This is a genomic window from Burkholderia sp. NFPP32, from assembly GCF_900119325.1.
GTDB classification, from domain to species: domain Bacteria; phylum Pseudomonadota; class Gammaproteobacteria; order Burkholderiales; family Burkholderiaceae; genus Burkholderia; species Burkholderia pyrrocinia_C.
The window spans coordinates 254,934-273,114 of sequence record NZ_FPJP01000004.1 but is presented as its reverse complement, the minus strand read 5'-3'; the positions used below and the strand labels follow the sequence as shown (position 1 = coordinate 273,114).

Below are 18,181 nucleotides of genomic sequence, written 5' to 3'. Positions count from 1 at the left end.
GCCCGGCGGCGCCGGAAAGGGCGGCTGGCGCCCCGTTCCGGCGGGTCTTCAGACCCCGCTTACAGGTCGTCGAACTGGACGATCGAGATCGGTCGGGCGGCGTCAGGCGCCGCGGCGTCGTCGCCCGACGCGCACGGTTCCTCGTCGAACGCGATGTCGCCCTGCGGATCGGCAACGCCCGTCGCGCGCAGCGACGTGAACGGGAACAGCGTCGTGTCCATCAGGTGCGACGGCACGACCTTCGCGAGTGCGTTGAACATGTTCTCGACGCGGCCCGGGAAGCGCTTGTCCCATTCGCGGATCAGCGCCTTCATTTCCGCGCGCTTCAGGTTCGGCTGGCTGCCGCACAGGTTGCACGGGATGATCGGGAATTCGCGCAGCTCCGCGTATTTCTCGAGATCGGTTTCCTTCACGTACGCGAGCGGGCGGATCACGATGTTCTTGCCATCGTCCGACTGCAGCTTCGGCGGCATCCCCTTCAGCTTGCCGCCGTAGAACATGTTGAGCAGCAGCGTCTGCACGATGTCGTCGCGGTGGTGGCCGAGCGCGATCTTGGTCGCGCCGAGCTCGCCGGCCACGCGGTACAGGATCCCGCGGCGCAGCCGCGAGCACAGCGAGCAGGTCGTCTTGCCTTCGGGCACGAGCCGCTTGACGATGCTGTAGGTGTCCTGGTTCTCGATATGGAACGGCACGCCGACCTGCTTCAGGTATTCGGGCAGCACGTGCTCGGGGAAGCCCGGCTGCTTCTGGTCGAGGTTCACCGCGACGATGTCGAAGTCGATCGGCGCGCGCTCGCGCAGGCGCAGCAGCACGTCGAGCATCGCGTAGCTGTCCTTGCCGCCCGACAGGCAGACCATCACCTTGTCGCCGTGCTCGATCATGTTGTAGTCGCCGATCGCCTGGCCGACCTGGCGCACGATCCGCTTGAACAGCTTGTTGTTCTCGTACGCTTCCTTCTGCTCGCGGCGCGTCAGCGCCTGGCGGCCGGCCGGGGCGGCCGCGTCGAGGGTGGCGGCGTCGGCCGCCGTGTCGTTCATGTGGGGGGCGTTCATGCGCGCTCCTCGTCCTTGATGCGAAAGACTTCGACGCCGACGGCGTCGCAGTCCGGATAGGCGTCCGGTTTCTCGGTACAGACGCGTACCGCGCGCACGGCATCGTGCGCCAGCAGGTGCGCGGCGATCGCGTCGCACAGCGTTTCCTGCAGGTGGATGTGGCCGCGCGCCATGCATTGCGCGACGCTCTGCTTCATCAGATCGTAGTCGACGACTTCATGGAGACGATCGTCGACGGGGGTGGACAGCGCGAGCGGCACGAACAGGTCGACGTTGATGACGACGCGCTGCTCGCCGCGCTTCTCGTGTTCGAAGGCACCGATGTTGATGTGCACCTCGTAATCGCGCAGGTAGAGCCTGCGGCAATCCGCGAGGCGGGGGTGCAGGAGAGCGGAAAACATGGTCGTCCCAGTCAAATTGGCGTGCGCGCACGCAAAGCGGCGCGGGCGGCGGCAGTCAGGCCGCGCGCCCGCGGTTCATTCATTCGGGCCGGCGGCGGGCGGCACGAGGTGCTCGCCGCCGTCGACGGTCAGCGTCGCGCCCGTGACGCCGGGCGCGCTCGCGAGATAGCAGGCGGCCGCCGCGATGTCGTCCGCATGCGCCGCGTGGCCGCGCACCAGTGCCGCGACCCGCACCTTCGGCGCGAGCGAGAGCGCCAGCGCCGACGTCGCGCGGTTCAGCGCGGCCTGCATCAGCGCGTGCGACAACTGCGCCGGCGCCGGGTGAAACAGCGCCTGGTCCAGCACGTGGATCGCGCACGCGCGCAGCGCTTCGTGCTCGCGCGCGGCGTCGGGCGTCGCATCGGCGAGCGCGCGGGCCAGCGCGAGCGGCGCCGTCACGTTGCGCGCGAGCGCGCCGGCGAGCGACGCGCCGTCCACCGTGTGCGCGTCGTCGGCGCCCGCACTGGCGCTCACGAACACCGCGCACGCGGGCCGGCCGAGCGCCGCGCCGCACGCGGCGACCAGCGCGGCCGTGTCGGCTTCCAGGGCCAGATCGGCGTCGAGCACGGCCGCTCGGCGGCCGAGCGCCGCGACTTCGGCGACGATCGCATCGGCGGCCGCGCGCGGCGCGCCGTGGCTGCGCTGCAGCGCGACGTCCCAGCCGCGGCGCGCGAATTCCGTCGCGAGCGCACGACCGATCGACGCGGCGTCGGCCGCGCTGCCCAGGGCGCCCGCGACGAGCACCACGCGCAGGGGCGACGTATCGGCTGAAACGGTCATTTACAATGCCGGGATGAACCCGAAAGCTCACGAACCCGCTAGTTTACCTGCTCCCGGCCCCGACGCGCTCGCGCAGTCCGAAACCCTTGCCGCGCAACTGCGCGACGAGATCGCGGCGGCCGGCGGCTGGCTGCCGTTCGACCGCTTCATGGAGCGCGCGCTGTACGCGCCGGGCCTCGGCTATTACAGCGGCGGCGCGCGCAAGTTCGGGCGCCGCGCCGACGACGGCAGCGACTTCGTCACCGCGCCCGAGCTGTCGCCGCTGTTCGCGCAAACCCTCGCGCAACCGGTCGCGGAAGCGCTCGCGGCGAGCGGCACGCGCCGCGTGATGGAATTCGGCGCGGGCACGGGCAAGCTCGCGGCCGGGCTGCTCGCGGCGCTCGACGCGCTGGGCGTCGAGCTCGACGAATACCTGATCGTCGACCTGTCCGGCGAGCTGCGCGAACGTCAGCGCGATACGATCGCGGCCACCGCGCCGGCGCTCGCCGCGAAGGTGCGCTGGCTCGACGCGCTGCCCGAGCGGTTCGAGGGCGTCGTGGTCGGCAACGAGGTGCTCGATGCGATGCCGGTGCGGTTGTTCGCGAAGGCGGACGGCGCGTGGCACGAGCGCGGCGTCGCGCTCGACGCGCGGCGCGCGTTCGTGTTCGAGGACCGGCCGGCCGCGCCGGCCAGCCGGCCGCCGGTGCTCGCGGCGCTTACCGCCGAGGTCGCCGACGGCTACGTGACCGAGACGCACGAGGCCGCGCTGGCGTTCACGCGCACCGTCTGCACGATGCTCGCGCGCGGCGCGGTGCTGCTGGTCGACTACGGTTTTCCCGCGCACGAGTACTACCATCCGCAGCGCGACCGCGGCACGCTGATGTGCCACTACCGCCACCACGCACACGACGACCCGTTCCTGTACCCGGGCCTGCAGGACATCACCGCGCACGTCGAATTCACCGGCATCTACGACGCGGCCGTCGCCGCCGGCGCCGACCTGCTCGGCTACACGTCGCAGGCGCGCTTCCTGCTGAACGCGGGCATCACCGACGCGCTGGCCGCGATCGACCCGTCCGACATCCGGCAGTTCCTGCCGGCCGCGAACGCGGTGCAGAAGCTGATCTCCGAAGCCGAGATGGGCGAGCTGTTCAAGGTGATTGCCTTTTCGCGCGGCATCGACGGCACGCTCGACGCGTTCGCGCGCGGCGACCGCTCGCACGTGCTCTGAGGCCGGCATGCTGCGCTGGCTGATGGCGTCGTTCGTCGCGGTGATGATCCTGACGCGCTGCTGGCCGTGGCTCGGCAAGCTCGGCATCGGGCGGATGCCGGGCGACGTCACGCTGACGCTCGGCGGGCGGCGCTACCCGTTCCCGTTCATGTCGACGCTGGTGCTGACGATGCTGGTATCGATGGTGGCGCGGCTGCTCTGAGCCGCGCCGGAAAGGGCGGTGCGCGTTACAGCTCGATCTCGCCGAGGATCCGGTGCGCGAGCGCCTTCGCCTCGTCGAACGCTTCTTCCTCGCTGGGGCTCGTCGAGTGGACGTCGTAGCGCGTGTTCTCGGTGTCGTCCCCGTCGTCCTTCGAGAGAATCACGTAACCCTGGAACTGCCCGTTGGCCGAATGCTGGGTATGCGCCTTGGCCGTGTAGATGCCCTTCGTGAACGTGTTCGTGTCCATCGTGCCTCTCCCGCAAAAGGACACTTCATCGTAGCACTGCGGCGCAGCATGTACAGCGCGGCTTATCGGTGACCGAACGGTGTCCGGTCGCGGTGTCCGGTCGCGGCGCTCGGTCACCGTTCGATCAGCCCTCGACGATCAGCCCTCGATCAGCGCGACGACTTCGTCGAGCGTCGGCGCGTGCGCGCCCGTGTGCCGGCATGCGGCAGCGCCCGCCGCCAGCGCGAACGCGAGATGCTCGCGCCACGATCGCTGCGGCGCGGCCATCAGGCTGAACAGCATGCCGCCGATCGACGCGTCGCCCGCGCCGACGGTATCGACCACCTCGACGCGCGGCGGGCTGGCCTCGTGCACGTCGCCGTCCGCGTAGAGCGTCGCCGCCTGCGCGCCGCGCGTGACGAGCACGGCCGCGCGCGGGTTCAGCGCGCGCACCGCCGCGACCGCGTCGGGGCCGTCGCCGCCGAACAGGTGCCGCAGGTCCTCGTCGGACACCTTGATCAGGTCGGCGAGCGCAGCCATCTTCTCCAGCGTCGGCCGGTACGCGGCCGTCATCAGGTTCCGGTAGTTCGGATCGAAGCTGATCTTCACGCCGCGCGCGTGCAGGTCGGCCGCGAGCGCGGCCAGCGTGCCCGCGAGCGGTTCGCGCACGAGGCTGATGCAGCCGAAATGCGCCCATTTCACGTGGCCGGTCCAGCCGGCCGGCAGCCGCGCGGGATCGAACGCGAGATCGGCGCTCGCTTCGCCGATGAAGAAGTACGCGGGCGGGCGCGTCTCGTGGACGATCGCGAGCAGCGGCGGCCGTGCGACGCGCTGCAGGAAGCGCAGGTCGAGCCCGGCCGCTTCGCTCGTGCGCCACAGCACGTCGGAGAAGCAGTCCTCGCCGATCGAGCCCGCGAGCGCGCTCGGCACGCCGAGCCGCGCGACCGCGCGCGCGACGTTCCAGCCGGCGCCGCCCGGCACCGACGTCCACTGCGCATCGCCCGCGCGCACCATGTCGGTCAGGATGTCGCCCGCCGACACGAAAGCCGGAAACGTGCCGCCGCTCATTGCGTCGGCTCGCTGCGCGCCGTGCGCGCGAGGGTCGCGAGCACGTCGTAGCACGCGCCCATCGTGTGATAGTCGGTCTTGCCGGCCGGGCTCTTCTCGTCGCTGTACTTGCGGTTGTCGCAGGTGAGGATCCGGTACCACGCTCCGTAGCGGTGGTCGACGAAATGCGCCCAGCTATAGCGCCAGATCTCGTCGTACCAGTCCCAGAAGCGCTCGCTGCCGGTGCGCGCGCCGAGCATCGCGGCCGCCGCGAAGGTTTCCGCCTGCACCCAGAAGTACTTGTTGTGGTCGCAGATCGTGAAGTCGGGGCCGAAGCCGTAGTACAGGCCGCCGTGATCGGCGTCCCACGCGTGCGCGAGCGCCGCGTCGAACAGTTCGGCCGCGCGCGGCACGAGCCAGTCGAGCGGGCGGTGCCGCTCGAGGATCAGCAGCAGCTTCGCCCATTCGGTCTGGTGCCCGGGCTGGAAGCCCCACGGACGGAAGATGTTCGAGCTGTCTTCCTTGTTGTAGTCCCAGTCGACCGACCAGTCCGCGTGGTAGTGCTCCCATACGAGCCCGCCCGACAGCGCGGCCTGGCGCTGCGTGACGTGGCTTGCGAGCTTTTCCGCGCGATCGAGGTACGTGAGGTGGCCGGTCGCCTCGTAGGCCGCGAGCAGCGCCTCCGTCATGTGCATGTTCGCGTTCTGGCCGCGGTACGACGACACGATCCAGTTCGGCGTCGCATCGTCCGCATACAGGCCCGCGGCCGCATCCCAGAAGCGGTGCTCGGCCAGCTCGTAGGTCGCCGCGATCAGCGGACGCGCCTCGTCGATGCCGGCCATCGTCGCGTGCGCGGCCGCCAGCAGCACGAACGCGAGCCCGTAGCAGTGGCGCGTGCCGTCGAGCGTCGCGCGCTTCGCGCCGTCGCGCCAGTCGAGTTCCCAGTCGTAGCCCTGCAGTTCGTCGTCCCAGTGCGCGTCGCGCAGGAAGCGCAGCCCGTGGCGCGCGTAGTCGAGATGACGCGGGTCGCCGAAATGCCGGTACGCCATCGCGTAGTTGAAGACGAACCGGCAGCTGCTGACGAGGTGGCGCGACGTGCGGTTGTAGATGCTGCCGTCGTCGCGGAAGTAGTGATAGAAGCCGCCCGTCGGGTCGTACGCGTTCGTCGCGTAGAAGCGCAGCGTGTCCTCGATGTGCGACAGCAGGAACGACGGATCGCGGAAATTCGCGACGAGCGGCGCGGCTTGCGTGTGGGCGGCCGGCGCGGCCGTGCAGGGTTGGACCGGGGGCATGTTCATGATTCGGTGACCGTGGCGGTATCGAGTGCCGGGGAGCCGGCGGGCTGGCTGCTGGCCCGCACGATCAGCTCGACGGGCAGGGAGATCTCGGTGCGCTCGGGCGCTTCGGCGAGCAGCAGTTCGACGCCGCGGCGGCCGAGCGCTTCCTTGTCGACCGCGAGCGTCGTGAGCGGCGGACTCGCGTGCGCGGCGGCCGGGATGTTGTCGAAGCCGACGATCGCGATGTCGTCCGGAATCCGCAGGCCGCGTGCGGTGCACACGCGCTGCGCGGCCAGCGCGGCCGCGTCGTTGTATGCGAAGACGGCGTCGGGGCGCGGGCCCGGCGCGTCGAGCAGTTGCTCCATCGCACGCGCGGCGCCGGTGTCGGGGTCGAGCCCCGCGTCGATCGTCACTTCGTACGCGGGATCGAACAGCCGCCCGGCCTCGAAGAACGCGCGCCGGTAGCCGATCGCGCGCTGCGCGATGCTGTAGTGCGCGGGCGAGCCGCCGATGAACGCGATCCGCGAGCGGCCGGTGGCGAGCAGGTGGCGCATCGCGAGCGCGGCGCCCGTCGCGTTGTCGATGTTGACCGAGCGCAGCCCGGGCGCCCACAGGTCGATCAGCACGAGCGGCCGGCCGGTCGCGGCGAGCGCCTCGATCGTCTCGGGCTCGATGAAGCCGGCGACCGCGATCGCGTCGGGCGCGTGCGGGCGCATCTGGCGCAGCACGTCGTCGTTCGGGCCGACCGTGAGCAGCGTCGGCACGATGCCGCGCTCGCGGCATGCGTCCTCGACGCCGTGCAGCACGTGCGAGAAGAACGGGCTCGCGGGAAAGCGGTTGTGCTGGCGGTGCAGCAGGAAGGTGAGCCGGCGGATGCGCGGCCGCAACTGCGCGGGATCGTAGCCGAGCTGCTGCGCGATCTCGACGATGCGCGCACGCGTTGCTTCCGACAGGCCCGGCTGGTTTTTCAGCGCGCGGGAGACGGTGCCGATCGAGACCTCTGCCGCCCGCGCGACATCGCGAATGGTGGTGCCCATCGTTCGGGGTTCGGTTTGTTTAGGGTGAAAGCGATTGTATAGTAAAACATATCGCGAAATTCGGGCCGGATAACCGGGGAATACCCGTGAATAACGGGTTTTTAAGCGCTAATCTGCGAAAACGCCGTTACTAAAAATACTAAACAAAACGCGAAAAAGGCAAGGTGGTCGTGCGTGCGCCCGGCGGCGCGGGCGACTGGCGGGAAGGGGGCGGGAATATGCTGGAAAACGGGCTGTTTCGAGCGTCTGCGCAGCGTGCCCGGCGACCTGCACGAGCGGCCGGCAGCCGATGCGCAACGATTCGGCTGGTTGACGGGCGGATGCCCGTCTCCGTCGCCCGGAGCGCAGCCGTATCCGCGCTCGACGATTGCCCGCCGTTCAGTCCGCCGCGACCGTCGCCGCCACCGTCGGCGGTTCGCCGCGATTGCGCAGCGCGGCGCGGCCCGCGTCGAGATCGACGACCGCGAGTCCGCCCGGCTGCTGTTTCGCGCGCCGCTTCGCGAGCGCCGCGACCGACGCGATCTCGTCGCTGCCGTAGCGCTTCGCGCCGTGCGCGCCGGCCGGCACGCCGACGGCACCGATCGCCATCGTCACGAAGCCGAAGAATGCCGGGTTGCCGTGGCGGTCCTCGCCGCGCAGCCCGCCCGCCTGCCGGTCGGCCTGCGTGTAGAAGCGCTGCGCGCCGTCGTTGAAGTGCGCGATCGCGTCGGTCGCGCGCACGTGCCAGTCGTCGCGCTGGAACAGCACGAGGAAATCGTCGCCGCCGACGTGCCCGAGAAAGTCGCGCTGCGGGTCGCACACGCCGGCCAGCACCGTCGCGGCGAACTTCAGCACCTCGTCGCCCTGCCAGTAGCCGTACTGGTCGTTGAACGGCTTGAACTGGTTCAGGTCGACGTAGCACGCATGAAAGCCGGCATCGCGCTGGAGCAGCCGGTCGATATGCGCGCTGATCGGGATGTTGCCGGGCAGGAACGTCAGCGGGTTCGCGTAGCGCGCGGCTTCGATGCGCATCTCGGTCACCGCGCGTACGAGGCTCTCGCCGGTGCCGAGCCCGACGTAGCGGCCGTGTTCGGTGATCACGAAGCCGTCCGCGAGATAGCGCTGGTCGTGGCTCGCGAGCAGCGTCGCGAGCTGCTCGAACGTCGTCGCGTTGTCGATCATCAGCGGCGCGTCGTTCGCGAACTGCAGGCACGGCTTCTTCCCGAACACCTCGCGGTGATACGGCAGCGCGAAGCGGTCGATGAAGCCGCGGCGATTCACGAGCGCGACGGGCCGCCCGCGTTCGACCAGCGCGACCGCGTGCAGGTCGGGCATCCGGTTGAACAGGTCGAGCACGTCGTTGCTGGTCGCGTCACGCGGCAGTGGTGGCGCGGCGACGAGCATTTTCGAGGCGATCGTGCCGGCCGGCCGCACGGTGCGCGTCGCGCCGGGAAACACCGCGATGTGCGGCGCGCGGATCGCATCGCGCGCGGCCGGCGCGACGACCCGCGACGGCTGCGCGTCCGGCCGGCCGAGCAGGAAGCCCTGCACGCAGCAGATCCCCATGTCGCGCACGACGATCAGGTCGCATTCGTTCTCGATGCCTTCCGCGATCAGTCGCGCGCCGCTCGCCTGCGCGAAGTGCTGCATGGCCTTTACGGCCTCGAACTTGAGCGGGTCGCGTGCGATGTCGTGGATGAAGAAGCGGTCGATCTTCACGACGTCCGGCTGCAGGCGCAGCCACAGGTTCATGCTCGCGTTCGCGGTGCCGTAGTCGTCGAGCGCGAACTGGATGCCCGCATCGCGCAGCGACGCGACCGCCGGCCCGAAGTGCGCGACATCCGGTATCGCGTTCTGCTCGGTCAGCTCGATCACGATGCGCTCGGCGCCGACCCGCGCGCGGCCGAGAAAGTGGCGCGCGCGCTCGCGTTCGCGGGCGAGCTGCAGGATCGTGCCCGCGCTGAAATTGAGGAACAGCTTGCCGTCGCAGCCGAGCGCCGCGAACGCGTCGAGGCAGGCGAGCGCGGCGGCCTGTTCGAGCACGATGGTCGCGCCTTCGCGCGCGGCCTGCGCGAACAGCGCGGCGGGCGGCTCGAGGTCGGTACCGCGCGGGCCGCGTATCAGGCCTTCGTAGCCGACGACCGTCCCCGACCCGAGATCGACGATCGGCTGGAAAACGGCGGCGAGCGCGCGATCCGCGATCAGGCGCGTGATGCTGGCGGCAGCGGAGTCGGAATGGAGCGCGGGCATGGGCGAGGGCAGCCGAATCGACGGGATATCCGGCTTAACGGCACCGCTCGCGGGGAATTGAATGAAGATTTCGTGACGCGATGGGCGCTGATGGTGCATCGCGTCGGGCGCGCCTCGGTGCGCGTTTGGAAGGCGGAAAGGCGGAAAGGCGGAAAGGCGGAAAGGCGGAAAGGCGGAAAGGCGGAAAGGCGGAAAGGCGGAAAGGCGGGGAGCGGAAAGCGCCACCATCCAGTGACCGTCCCGCCTCCCGTCCCGTCAGCGTTTGCCCGCGTTCAGCGCGCCGGGCGCCGATGCCGCGCCATCCTGCCCGTCGCGCTCGCCGCTCGTGTCGCGCGCGCCCCAGCGCTGCGCGAGCGCCGCGCACGCCATCAACTGGATCTGGTGGAACAGCATCAGCGGCAGCACGATCGCGCCGACCGCGTTCGCCGAGAAGATCACCTTCGCCATCGGCACGCCGGCCGCGAGGCTCTTCTTCGATCCGCAGAAGATGATCGTGATCTGGTCGGCCCGATTGAAGCCGAGCCGCTTGCTGACGAACGCGGTCAGCAGCAGCGCGATCGCGAGCAGCACGAGGTTGACGATCAGCAGGCCGCCGAGCGCGCGTGCCGGGATCTGGTGCCACAGGCCCTCGTTGACGGCTTCGCTGAACGCGACGTAGACCACGAGCAGGATCGAGCCCTGGTCGACGAAGCGCAGCACGCCGCGGTTGCGTTCGACCCAGCGGCCGATCGCGGGCCGCAGCAACTGGCCGGCGATGAACGGCACGAGCAGCTGCATCACGATGCTGCCGACGGTGCTCCACGGCGACGCGGCGGCGGCCGACTGCGACGTGATCATCAGCCCGACGAGTGCCGGCGTGACGAAGATCCCGAGCAGGCTCGACGCCGATGCCGCGCACACGGCGGCCGGCACGTTGCCTTTCGCGATCGACGTGAACGCGATCGACGACTGGACCGTCGACGGCAGCGTGCACAGGAACAGCACGCCCGCGTAAAGCGCCGGCGTGACGAGCGGCTGCAGCACGGGTTTCAGCGCGAGGCCGAGCAGCGGGAACAGTGCGAACGTGCTGAGCAGCACGACCGCGTGCAGCCGCCAGTGGGTTGCGCCCGCAACGACCGCTTCCCGCGACAGCTTCGCGCCGTGCAGGAAGAACAGCAGGCCGACGGCGATGTTGGTCGCCCAGTTGAACGCGTGGGCGGCCGGGCCGCGGCACGGCAGGAGGCTCGCGAGCACGACGGTGCCGACCAGGGCGAGCGTGAAGTTGTCGGGAAGAAAACGGGGGCGGGCCATCGGGAACTCGATTCGGAAACGACGGAGGCGCGCGTCTCGCGCGCGGATGGCGCTATTGTCCCGGTTGGCCATTCACTACACAAATTCATTGTGAGAATCGATTGATGAATCGACTGCATGCGACAACGGCCGTCGCACCCACCCCGGCCATGCGCAAAACGGCAGAAGAATGTTCTGTCGCGTTCGCGCCCTGAAGTGAAAAAACCTAGCAGTAACATGGTGTTACACCGATGCCGGCGACCTAACACTTTTTGGCTCGACACAGTTTCGGGCCGCTCATAAATTACTGCTGAAAGCCTTGCGTCGGCCGAAAGGAGCCGGCGGCAGGCGTGGACAGGCACTGAACGATGACGGAACGTGTGAAACGGAAGATCGGACGATGGGTGGCAGGCGTGCTCGGCGCGCTGCTGATGCCGCTTGCGCTCGCGCAGCCGCCACACGGCGGTCATGGGTTCGGCGGCCACGGTTTCGGTGGCGGCGACATGCGTGCGTACGGTCAGCAGGCTGGCGGCGGGTTCGGTGGCGGGCCCGTCTGGCGCCGCGTTCCGCCCCCCGCCGGTGCACGCGCCGGCGGCGTGAGCAGCTACGGCTCCCGCTGGGGGCTGCGGCCGACGCCGTCGTACGGTCATTACGCCGCGCAAAGCCCGTATCGCCCGATCAGTGCCGACGCGCGCCAGATGCCGCGCCCGCCGGGCGGCGGCAACGTGCCGCTGCGCGCCGGTTCGATCCGCGCCGACGTCGCGCGCTACAACGAGGAGCGCGGCGGTCGTCCGATGCCGCCGCCTCGTTCGCAGGAAGAGCCCTCGCACTCGCCGTATTTCTCCCCGTTCTACCGAAACTGAGCGCCCGCGCGCCAGCGCAAGCCCGTTATTAGCGGGAACAGGCCCTGGCCCCCCGCCGGCTGATGCGAATTCGCCACAGTCGCGCGCAGATTTCCGCTGATTTTCCCGTTGCATTGCGCTATCTTTCGCGCCCGGCTCGCGTGCGCCACGCCGCCGTCCCGTCGCGCAACCGCTTTTGCGCGGGGCCACCGCGGTGCATCCGGCCACGTATCGATTCCGCGAAGTTAATGCTGGCGCTATACCAGCAATAAGTGTGCGCAATTTTGACCGGACAAATGATCCGTAAAGATGGCTGCGCCCCATACGACGCAAGCACTCGGCTCCAAAAAACAACGCTCGCGCCACTTATCGACCATTCGACAAAACCTGGAGATCCCATGAAAGCATTCGCTCGCCGTGCGTCGCGCACGTCCGTCAAGCTGATCGCCGCGGCCGCCTGTGCGGCGGCTGCCGCACCCGTTTATGCGCAATCGAGCGTGTCGCTCTACGGTCAGGTAGACGAATGGGTCGGCGCGACCAAGTTCCCGGGCGGCGATCGCGCATGGAACGTGTCGGGCGGCGGGATGTCGACGTCGTACTGGGGCCTGCACGGCGCAGAGGATCTGGGCAACGGCTACAAGGCGATCTTCACGCTGGAAAGTTTCTTCCGCGCGCAGAACGGCCAGTTCGGCCGCTTCCAGGGCGACACGTTCTTCGCCCGCAACGCGTACGTCGGCATCAGCTCGCCGTACGGCACGGTGACGGCAGGCCGCCTGACGACGCACCTGTTCCTGTCGACGATCCTGTTCAACCCGTTCTACGATTCGTACACCTTCTCGCCGATGGTGTACCACGTGTTCCTCGGCCTCGGCACGTTCCCGACTTATCCGAGCGACCAAGGCGCGGTCGGCGATTCGGGCTGGAACAACGCGGTGTCGTACACGTCGCCTTCGTTCGGCGGGCTGAATGGCAGCGCGATGTACGCGTTCGGCAACCAGGCCGGCGACAACGGCTCGAAGAAGTGGAGCGCGCAGTTCAACTATGCGAACGGCCCGTTCGCGGCGACTGCCATGTATCAGTACGTGAACTTCAACAACGGCCCGCGCGACTTGAGCGCACTCGTCGCCGGGATGAAGAGCCAGGGCATCGCGCTGGTCGGCGCGACCTACGACCTGAAGGTCGTGAAGCTGTTCGGCCAGTACATGTATACGAAGAATGACCAGGTCGCGGGCAGCTGGCACGTGAACACCGCGCAGGGCGGCGTGTCGGTGCCGCTCGGCGTCGGCAACGCGATGGCGTCGTACGCATATTCGCGCGACGCGGGCGGCCTCGACCAGACGCGCCAGACCTGGGCCGTCGGCTACGACTACCCGCTGTCCAAGCGCACGGACGTCTACGCCGCGTACATGAACGACCACATCAGCGGCCTGTCGACCGGCAACACGTTCGGCGCAGGTATCCGCGCGAAGTTCTGACGCGCACGCGCGATCGGCGCGCCGGACGCGCGCGGAAATCGCGCGTTCCGGCTGCATGTTGTCCCGCCCGAAACGGCGCCGCCACCCGCGGCGCCGTTCGTTTTGCCTTTGTTGACCTTTCTGTTTCCTCGCCTTTGTTACCCTATCTCGTAATTGGACCATTCCCCCGTCATTACGAGCTAGTTCGATGGATACCCTCGTCAGCATGAATGTGTTTCGCTACGTCGTCGAAGTGGGCAGCTTCGTCGGCGCGGCCGAGCGCATGCAGATGTCGGCTGCGATGGCGAGCAAGCACGTGATGCATCTCGAGCAGCAGCTCGGCGCGCGGCTGCTGCATCGCACGACACGCCGCGTCGCGCCTACCGAGGCGGGACGCGAATACTACGAGCGCCTCGTGCAGGCGCTGTCTGAACTCGACGAAGCCGGGCAGGCCGTCGGCGCCGCGAGCGTGGTGCCGCAGGGCCGCCTGCGCGTGACGTCGCTGTCCGCGTTCGGGCTGCGGCACGTGATGCAGGCCGTCACCGATTACGCGGGCCGGTTCCCGGACGTGACCGTCGACATGACGCTGTCCGATCGCGTGGTCGACCTGATCGAGGAAGGCTACGACGTCGCGGTGCGCGCGGCGCCGAACGGATTGAAGTCGTCGTCGCTGGTCGCACGGCAGATCGCGACCGCGCACATCCTGCTCGTCGCGTCGCCCGAGTATCTCGACAAGCACGGCACGCCCGCAACGATTGCCGATCTCGCGCATCACAACTACCTGCGGCGCGACTCGAATTCGACGATGCTCGACTCGCTCGTGATCGACGCGGCGGCCGCGTCGCGCGTGACCCTCAACGGCAACCTGATCGTGAACCATCTCGAAGGGCTGCGTGCGGCCGTGCTCGCGGGCGCGGGCATCGCGCTGCTCGGCACCGAGGTGGTCGGCGACGACATCGAATCCGGCCGGCTCGTGCCGGTGTTGCTCGATTCGGTGCCGCCGCACGAGGCGCCGATCTATGCGGTGTACGCGAGCCGCCGTCACGTATCCGCGAAGGTGCGTTCGTTCGTCGATTTCCTCGCGGCGCGTTTCGAAGGCCAGTCGCTGTGCCCGTCGATCGAGTCGCGCCTGCGCGTGCTGCCGATCACACGGATCAAGCGCGCGGGCTGAGCCGTGTCCCGCGGCGGCGGGGCGATGAAACAAAAAGCGCGAACCGCTCGGTTCGCGCTTTTTGTTTGGTCCGACGGGATTGGCGGCGGTGGCGAATGCGGCCGCAATGGCCGCCGCATCCATCAGCGTGCGATGCCGAGCCGCGCCTTCGCGTCGTCGTACTCGCGCTTCAGGCGCTCGACGAGCGCACCCACGCTCGGCAGGTCGTCCATCAGCCCGACGCCCTGGCCGGCGCCCCAGATGTCCTTCCACGCCTTCGTCTTGTCGCCGCCGAAATTCATCTTCGTCTTGTCGGATTCCGGCAGCGCTTCCGGATCGAGGCCGGCTTTCTCGATGCTCTCGCGGATGTAGTTGCCGTGCACGCCGGTGAAGAGGTTCGTATAGATGATGTCGGATGATTTCGCGTTCAGGATCGCGTGCTTGTAGTCGTCGATCGCGTGCGCTTCCTGCGTCGCGATGAAGCGCGTGCCCATGTACGCGAAATCGGCGCCCATCGCCTGCGCGGCGAGGATCGAGCCACCGTTCGCGATCGCGCCGGACAGCACGATCGGACCGTCGAAGATCTTGCGGACCTCGCCGACGAGCGCGAACGGCGACGTCGTGCCCGCGTGGCCGCCCGCGCCGGCCGCGACGAGGATCAGCCCGTCGACGCCGGCTTCGAGCGCCTTCTGCGCGTGGCGCAGGTTGATCACGTCGTGCAGCACGATGCCGCCGTAGCTGTGCACCGCGTCGACGATCTCGCGCGCCGGTGCGCGCAGGCTCGTGATGAAGATCGGCACCTTGTGCTCGACGCATACGCGCACGTCGTGCTCGAGCCGCGCGTTCGACTGGTGGACGATCTGGTTGACCGCGATCGGGCCGATCACCGCATCGGGGTGTTTCGCCTTGTGGTCGGCGAGTTCCGACTGGATCTGCGTGAGCCACTCGTCGAGCAGTTCGGCCGGACGGGCGTTGAGCGCGGGGAACGAACCGACGATGCCCGCCTTGCATTGCGCGAGCACGAGTTCGGGGTAGCTGACGATGAACATCGGCGACGCGATGACGGGCAGCGTCAGGTTCTGCAGGACGGTGGGCAATGCCATGTGATGTCTCCAGTCTCCAGGGAGGGCCGGCGCCCGCGCGGTCGCGTTGACGCCGACACCATGCTTTGCGGTCGAACGATGATTCGAGTGTAGCTGCGGAACGAGCTCGTTCATATTAATACGAACGGTCGTGCGATTCTACGCGAGCTTAACAAAATGCGCGGTGTGGCCGCAATCGAGTGAGTGTTCTCTTTCTACGGATTCTGGCCGCTGCCCCGCTGTGAAGATGCGCGAGCGCTCCTAAAATAGCCGCCATAACAAACCAACGAGAAATAAACCATGTCGTTTGAGGCGTTTGCACCGTTTCGCGTGACGGTGCAGGACACCGACATCTTCGGTGTCAAAGGAGGCGCGGGCCCGCCGCTCCTGTTGCTGCACGGGCATCCGCAAACCCACATGATCTGGCATCGCGTTGCCGCGACGCTCGCGAATCACTTCACGGTGATCGCCACCGACCTGCGCGGATACGGCGCGTCGGGCCGGCCGCCGAGCGACGCGCGGCACGCGCCGTATTCGAAACGCGCGATGGCGGCCGATCAGGTCGCCGTGATGCGGCATTTCGGCTTCGAGCACTTCCATGTCTGCGCGCACGATCGCGGCGCGCGTGTCGCGCACCGGCTCGCGCTCGATCACGCGGATGCCGTCGAGCGGATGATGCTGCTCGACATCGCGCCGACGCTTGCGATGTACGAGAAAACCGATCGCGCGTTCGCGACCGCGTATTTCCACTGGTTCTTCCTGATCCAGCCGGAGCCGCTGCCCGAGACGCTGATCGGCGGGCATACCGATGCGTACATCGAGCGCGTGATGGGCAACCGGTCCGCCGGGCTCGCGCCGTTCGCGCCCGAGGCGCTCGACGCGTACCGCGCCGCGCTCGCGCAGCCGGGCGCCGTGCACGCGATGTGCGAGGACTACCGCGCATCGGCGACGATCGACCTCGAGCACGACCGCGCGGATCTCGAGCGCGGCAACAAGGTCGCGTGTCCGCTGCGCGTGCTGTGGGGCGAGCACGGGATCGTCGGTCGCTGCTTCGATCCGCTCGACGAATGGCGTCGCGTCGCGCGCGACGTCAGCGGCCGCGCGCTCGAATGCGGGCATTACATTCCCGAGGAGGCGCCCGTCGCGTTGATCGACGAACTGCTTGCGTTCTTCGAGGCGCGCGACCCGTCCGCATAAGGGCGCGCGGGTGGCGCACGCCGGCCGCTCAGCGCTGTGCGCTGTCGTCGTCGGCGAGCGGCGGCAGGCGGCGCGGCACGGGCGTCGATTTCACGATCGCGGTGCTCGTCTCCGCGCGCTCCGTCACCTTCGACAGGATGTCGTCGAGGTGCGCGATCGTGCGCAGGTAGAGCCGGCAGATGAAGCAGTCGTCGCCGGTCACCTTGTCGCATTCGACGAATTCGGGAATCCGCCGCAGCAACTCCTCGACCAGATGCAACTGGCCGGGCAGCGGCTTCACGCGGACGATCGCCTGCAGCGTGTAGCCGAGCGCGCGCGGGTCGAGCTCGACGGTGAACGCGGCGATCACGCCTTGTGCCTCGAGCCGCCGCACACGGTCGGCGGTCGCGGGCGCCGACAGCCCGATCTGCCGCGCGAGCTCGCTGGTCGCGATGCGCGCGTCGTCGGCCAGCGCGGCGAGGATCGCGCGGTCGGTCGCGTCGAGCGACGCGACGGCGGGTGGGGAAAGGCGTTTCGGCATGATCGCTTTGCTTTCGAAGGTAAATCGGCTGATTCACTTCAGTTTAGCCGTGGTTTCGGCGAAAGCAAGTTTCTAGAATCGAAGTCATCCACTCTCATCAACGGAGTTCAAGATGGCCTCGAATGAAATTCGCCGCGGTGCCGCCGAGATGGTCGTCGCGATGATGATGTCCGGCACGATCGGCTGGCTCGTGATGTCGTCGCGGCAGCCGCTGACGAACGTCGTGTTCTTCCGCTGCCTGTTCGGCGCCGCGACGCTTGCGATCGTCTGCGCGGCGTTCGGCTTCCTGCGCCGCTCGCTGTTCTCGCCGCGGATGCTCGCACTCGCGACGCTCGGCAGCGTCGCGATCGTCGCGAACTGGCTGCTGCTGTTCGCCGCCTATTCGCGCGCGTCGATCTCGATGGCGACCGCCGTCTACAACACCCAGCCGTTCATGCTCGTCGCGCTCGGCGCGATCGTGTTCCGCGAACGGATCACCGCGTCGACGATCGCGTGGCTCGCGCTCGCGTTCGCCGGGCTCGTCTTCGTGGTGCGCGTCGAGCCGGCCGTGCTCGCGGTGCCGGGCGAATATCTGGAAGGCGTCGCGCTGTCGCTCGGCGCGGCATTCCTGTATGCGATCTCGTCGATCGTCACGAAGCATCTGAAGGGCACGCCGCCGCATCTGCTCGCGCTGCTGCAGGCCGGCCTCGGGATCGTGCTGCTCGCGCCGTTCGCGCACTTCGATACGCTGCCCGCGACTGCCGGGCAATGGCTCGACCTCGTCGTGCTCGGCATCGTGAACACGGGCCTGATGTATGTGCTGCTGTACGGCGCGATCCAGAAGCTGCCGACCGCGATGACCGGCGCGCTGTCGTTTGTGTATCCGGTCGTCGCGATCGTCGTCGATCGCGTTGCGTTCGGGCAGACGCTCGCGTGGACGCAGGTGTTCGGCGCGCTGCTGATCCTGCTTGCGGCGGCCGGCGTGAATCTCGGCTGGCGCATCGTGCCCGCGCGTCGCACGGCGGTTGGCAACTGAAACGGTCGTACGATTCGGCGCCGCGACGGGGTACCGCCGCGGCTCGCCGGGGGGGATTTCAGGAACGCGGATTGCGTGTGGATTGCGTTCGAAACGGGCCCGCGCGCACGCGCGAAAGACGCTGTAAGAAGTTGTAGGGAAACACCCGATGC

General features: G+C 68.6%; 18 protein-coding genes. 7 read left to right on the top strand and 11 right to left on the bottom strand.

Going from position 1 to position 18,181, the window contains the following annotated elements; genetic code table 11:
- Positions 1 to 59: 59 nt before the first annotated feature.
- From ttcA to BT264_RS10560, 3 genes are all read right to left on the bottom strand, one after another.
- Positions 60 to 1,052: a tRNA 2-thiocytidine(32) synthetase TtcA gene (ttcA, locus tag BT264_RS10570; protein ID WP_072437482.1), complete on the bottom strand. Its 993-nt coding sequence runs from the start codon at positions 1,050 to 1,052 to the stop codon at positions 60 to 62.
- Entirely contained in the window at positions 1,049 to 1,453 is a 405-nt protein-coding gene (locus BT264_RS10565; protein WP_072437480.1) for a dihydroneopterin aldolase, read from the bottom strand. The genes ttcA and BT264_RS10565 overlap by 4 nt, the downstream gene beginning before the upstream one ends.
- A gap of 75 nt (positions 1,454 to 1,528) precedes the next feature.
- Positions 1,529 to 2,272 carry an SDR family oxidoreductase gene (locus BT264_RS10560; RefSeq protein ID WP_072437478.1) on the bottom strand — a complete coding sequence of 248 codons (744 nt, stop codon included), beginning with the start codon at positions 2,270 to 2,272 and terminating at the stop codon, positions 1,529 to 1,531.
- Between the two features lie 13 nt (positions 2,273 to 2,285).
- Between BT264_RS10560 and BT264_RS10555 the strand changes: the two genes are divergently transcribed.
- On the top strand, positions 2,286 to 3,482 hold the full coding sequence (locus BT264_RS10555; RefSeq protein WP_072437476.1) for a class I SAM-dependent methyltransferase: 1,197 nt from the start codon (positions 2,286 to 2,288) through the stop codon (positions 3,480 to 3,482).
- Between the two features lie 7 nt (positions 3,483 to 3,489).
- The gene (locus tag BT264_RS10550; RefSeq protein ID WP_006484654.1) at positions 3,490 to 3,684 is read left to right on the top strand and encodes a DUF2905 domain-containing protein; all 195 of its coding nucleotides are present in this window, start codon (positions 3,490 to 3,492) and stop codon (positions 3,682 to 3,684) included.
- A 25-nt stretch (positions 3,685 to 3,709) separates the two neighbouring features.
- On the opposite strand, the gene BT264_RS10545 is transcribed toward BT264_RS10550, so the two are convergent.
- The 6 genes from BT264_RS10545 to BT264_RS10520 form a co-directional block, all read right to left on the bottom strand.
- The gene (locus tag BT264_RS10545; RefSeq protein ID WP_072437474.1) at positions 3,710 to 3,931 is read right to left on the bottom strand and encodes a hypothetical protein; all 222 of its coding nucleotides are present in this window, start codon (positions 3,929 to 3,931) and stop codon (positions 3,710 to 3,712) included.
- Positions 3,932 to 4,069: 138 nt separating this feature from the next.
- Complete coding sequence (locus tag BT264_RS10540) at positions 4,070 to 4,978, bottom strand: carbohydrate kinase family protein (protein ID WP_072437472.1); 909 nt, start codon at positions 4,976 to 4,978, stop codon at positions 4,070 to 4,072.
- A complete protein-coding gene (locus BT264_RS10535; protein WP_072437470.1) occupies positions 4,975 to 6,255 on the bottom strand; it encodes an AGE family epimerase/isomerase in 1,281 nt (426 codons plus the stop codon). The genes BT264_RS10540 and BT264_RS10535 overlap by 4 nt, the downstream gene beginning before the upstream one ends.
- Entirely contained in the window at positions 6,252 to 7,271 is a 1,020-nt protein-coding gene (locus BT264_RS10530; protein ID WP_072437468.1) for a LacI family DNA-binding transcriptional regulator, read from the bottom strand. Before BT264_RS10530 ends, BT264_RS10535 begins: the two co-directional genes overlap by 4 nt.
- Positions 7,272 to 7,649: 378 nt before the next feature.
- Complete coding sequence (locus BT264_RS10525) at positions 7,650 to 9,500, bottom strand: EAL domain-containing protein (RefSeq protein WP_072437466.1); 1,851 nt, start codon at positions 9,498 to 9,500, stop codon at positions 7,650 to 7,652.
- A 255-nt stretch (positions 9,501 to 9,755) separates the two neighbouring features.
- A complete protein-coding gene (locus BT264_RS10520; RefSeq protein ID WP_072437465.1) occupies positions 9,756 to 10,790 on the bottom strand; it encodes a bile acid:sodium symporter family protein in 1,035 nt (344 codons plus the stop codon).
- A gap of 347 nt (positions 10,791 to 11,137) precedes the next feature.
- On the opposite strand from BT264_RS10520, the gene BT264_RS10515 reads away from it, so the two are divergent.
- The 3 genes from BT264_RS10515 to BT264_RS10505 all read left to right on the top strand — a co-directional run bounded on the left by BT264_RS10515 (position 11,138) and on the right by BT264_RS10505 (position 14,236).
- Entirely contained in the window at positions 11,138 to 11,632 is a 495-nt protein-coding gene (locus tag BT264_RS10515; RefSeq protein WP_034179218.1) for a hypothetical protein, read from the top strand.
- 377 nt (positions 11,633 to 12,009) lie between these two features.
- Complete coding sequence (locus BT264_RS10510; protein WP_072437464.1) at positions 12,010 to 13,086, top strand: porin; 1,077 nt, start codon at positions 12,010 to 12,012, stop codon at positions 13,084 to 13,086.
- A gap of 187 nt (positions 13,087 to 13,273) precedes the next feature.
- Positions 13,274 to 14,236, top strand: coding sequence for a LysR family transcriptional regulator (locus tag BT264_RS10505; RefSeq protein WP_034179216.1), 963 nt, complete (start codon positions 13,274 to 13,276; stop codon positions 14,234 to 14,236).
- A gap of 122 nt (positions 14,237 to 14,358) precedes the next feature.
- Here BT264_RS10505 and BT264_RS10500 read toward each other — a convergent pair whose 3' ends face one another.
- On the bottom strand, positions 14,359 to 15,318 hold the full coding sequence (locus BT264_RS10500; RefSeq protein ID WP_072437462.1) for an NAD(P)H-dependent flavin oxidoreductase: 960 nt from the start codon (positions 15,316 to 15,318) through the stop codon (positions 14,359 to 14,361).
- A gap of 279 nt (positions 15,319 to 15,597) precedes the next feature.
- Here BT264_RS10500 and BT264_RS10495 point away from each other — a divergent pair, with 279 nt between their 5' ends.
- Positions 15,598 to 16,494, top strand: coding sequence for an alpha/beta fold hydrolase (locus BT264_RS10495; protein WP_072437460.1), 897 nt, complete (start codon positions 15,598 to 15,600; stop codon positions 16,492 to 16,494).
- Positions 16,495 to 16,522: 28 nt separating this feature from the next.
- Here BT264_RS10495 and BT264_RS10490 read toward each other — a convergent pair whose 3' ends face one another.
- The gene (locus BT264_RS10490) at positions 16,523 to 17,014 is read right to left on the bottom strand and encodes an Lrp/AsnC family transcriptional regulator (RefSeq protein ID WP_072437457.1); all 492 of its coding nucleotides are present in this window, start codon (positions 17,012 to 17,014) and stop codon (positions 16,523 to 16,525) included.
- Between the two features lie 112 nt (positions 17,015 to 17,126).
- Here BT264_RS10490 and BT264_RS10485 point away from each other — a divergent pair, with 112 nt between their 5' ends.
- A complete protein-coding gene (locus tag BT264_RS10485; protein WP_072437455.1) occupies positions 17,127 to 18,029 on the top strand; it encodes a DMT family transporter in 903 nt (300 codons plus the stop codon).
- The last annotated feature ends 152 nt before the right edge of the window (positions 18,030 to 18,181 follow it).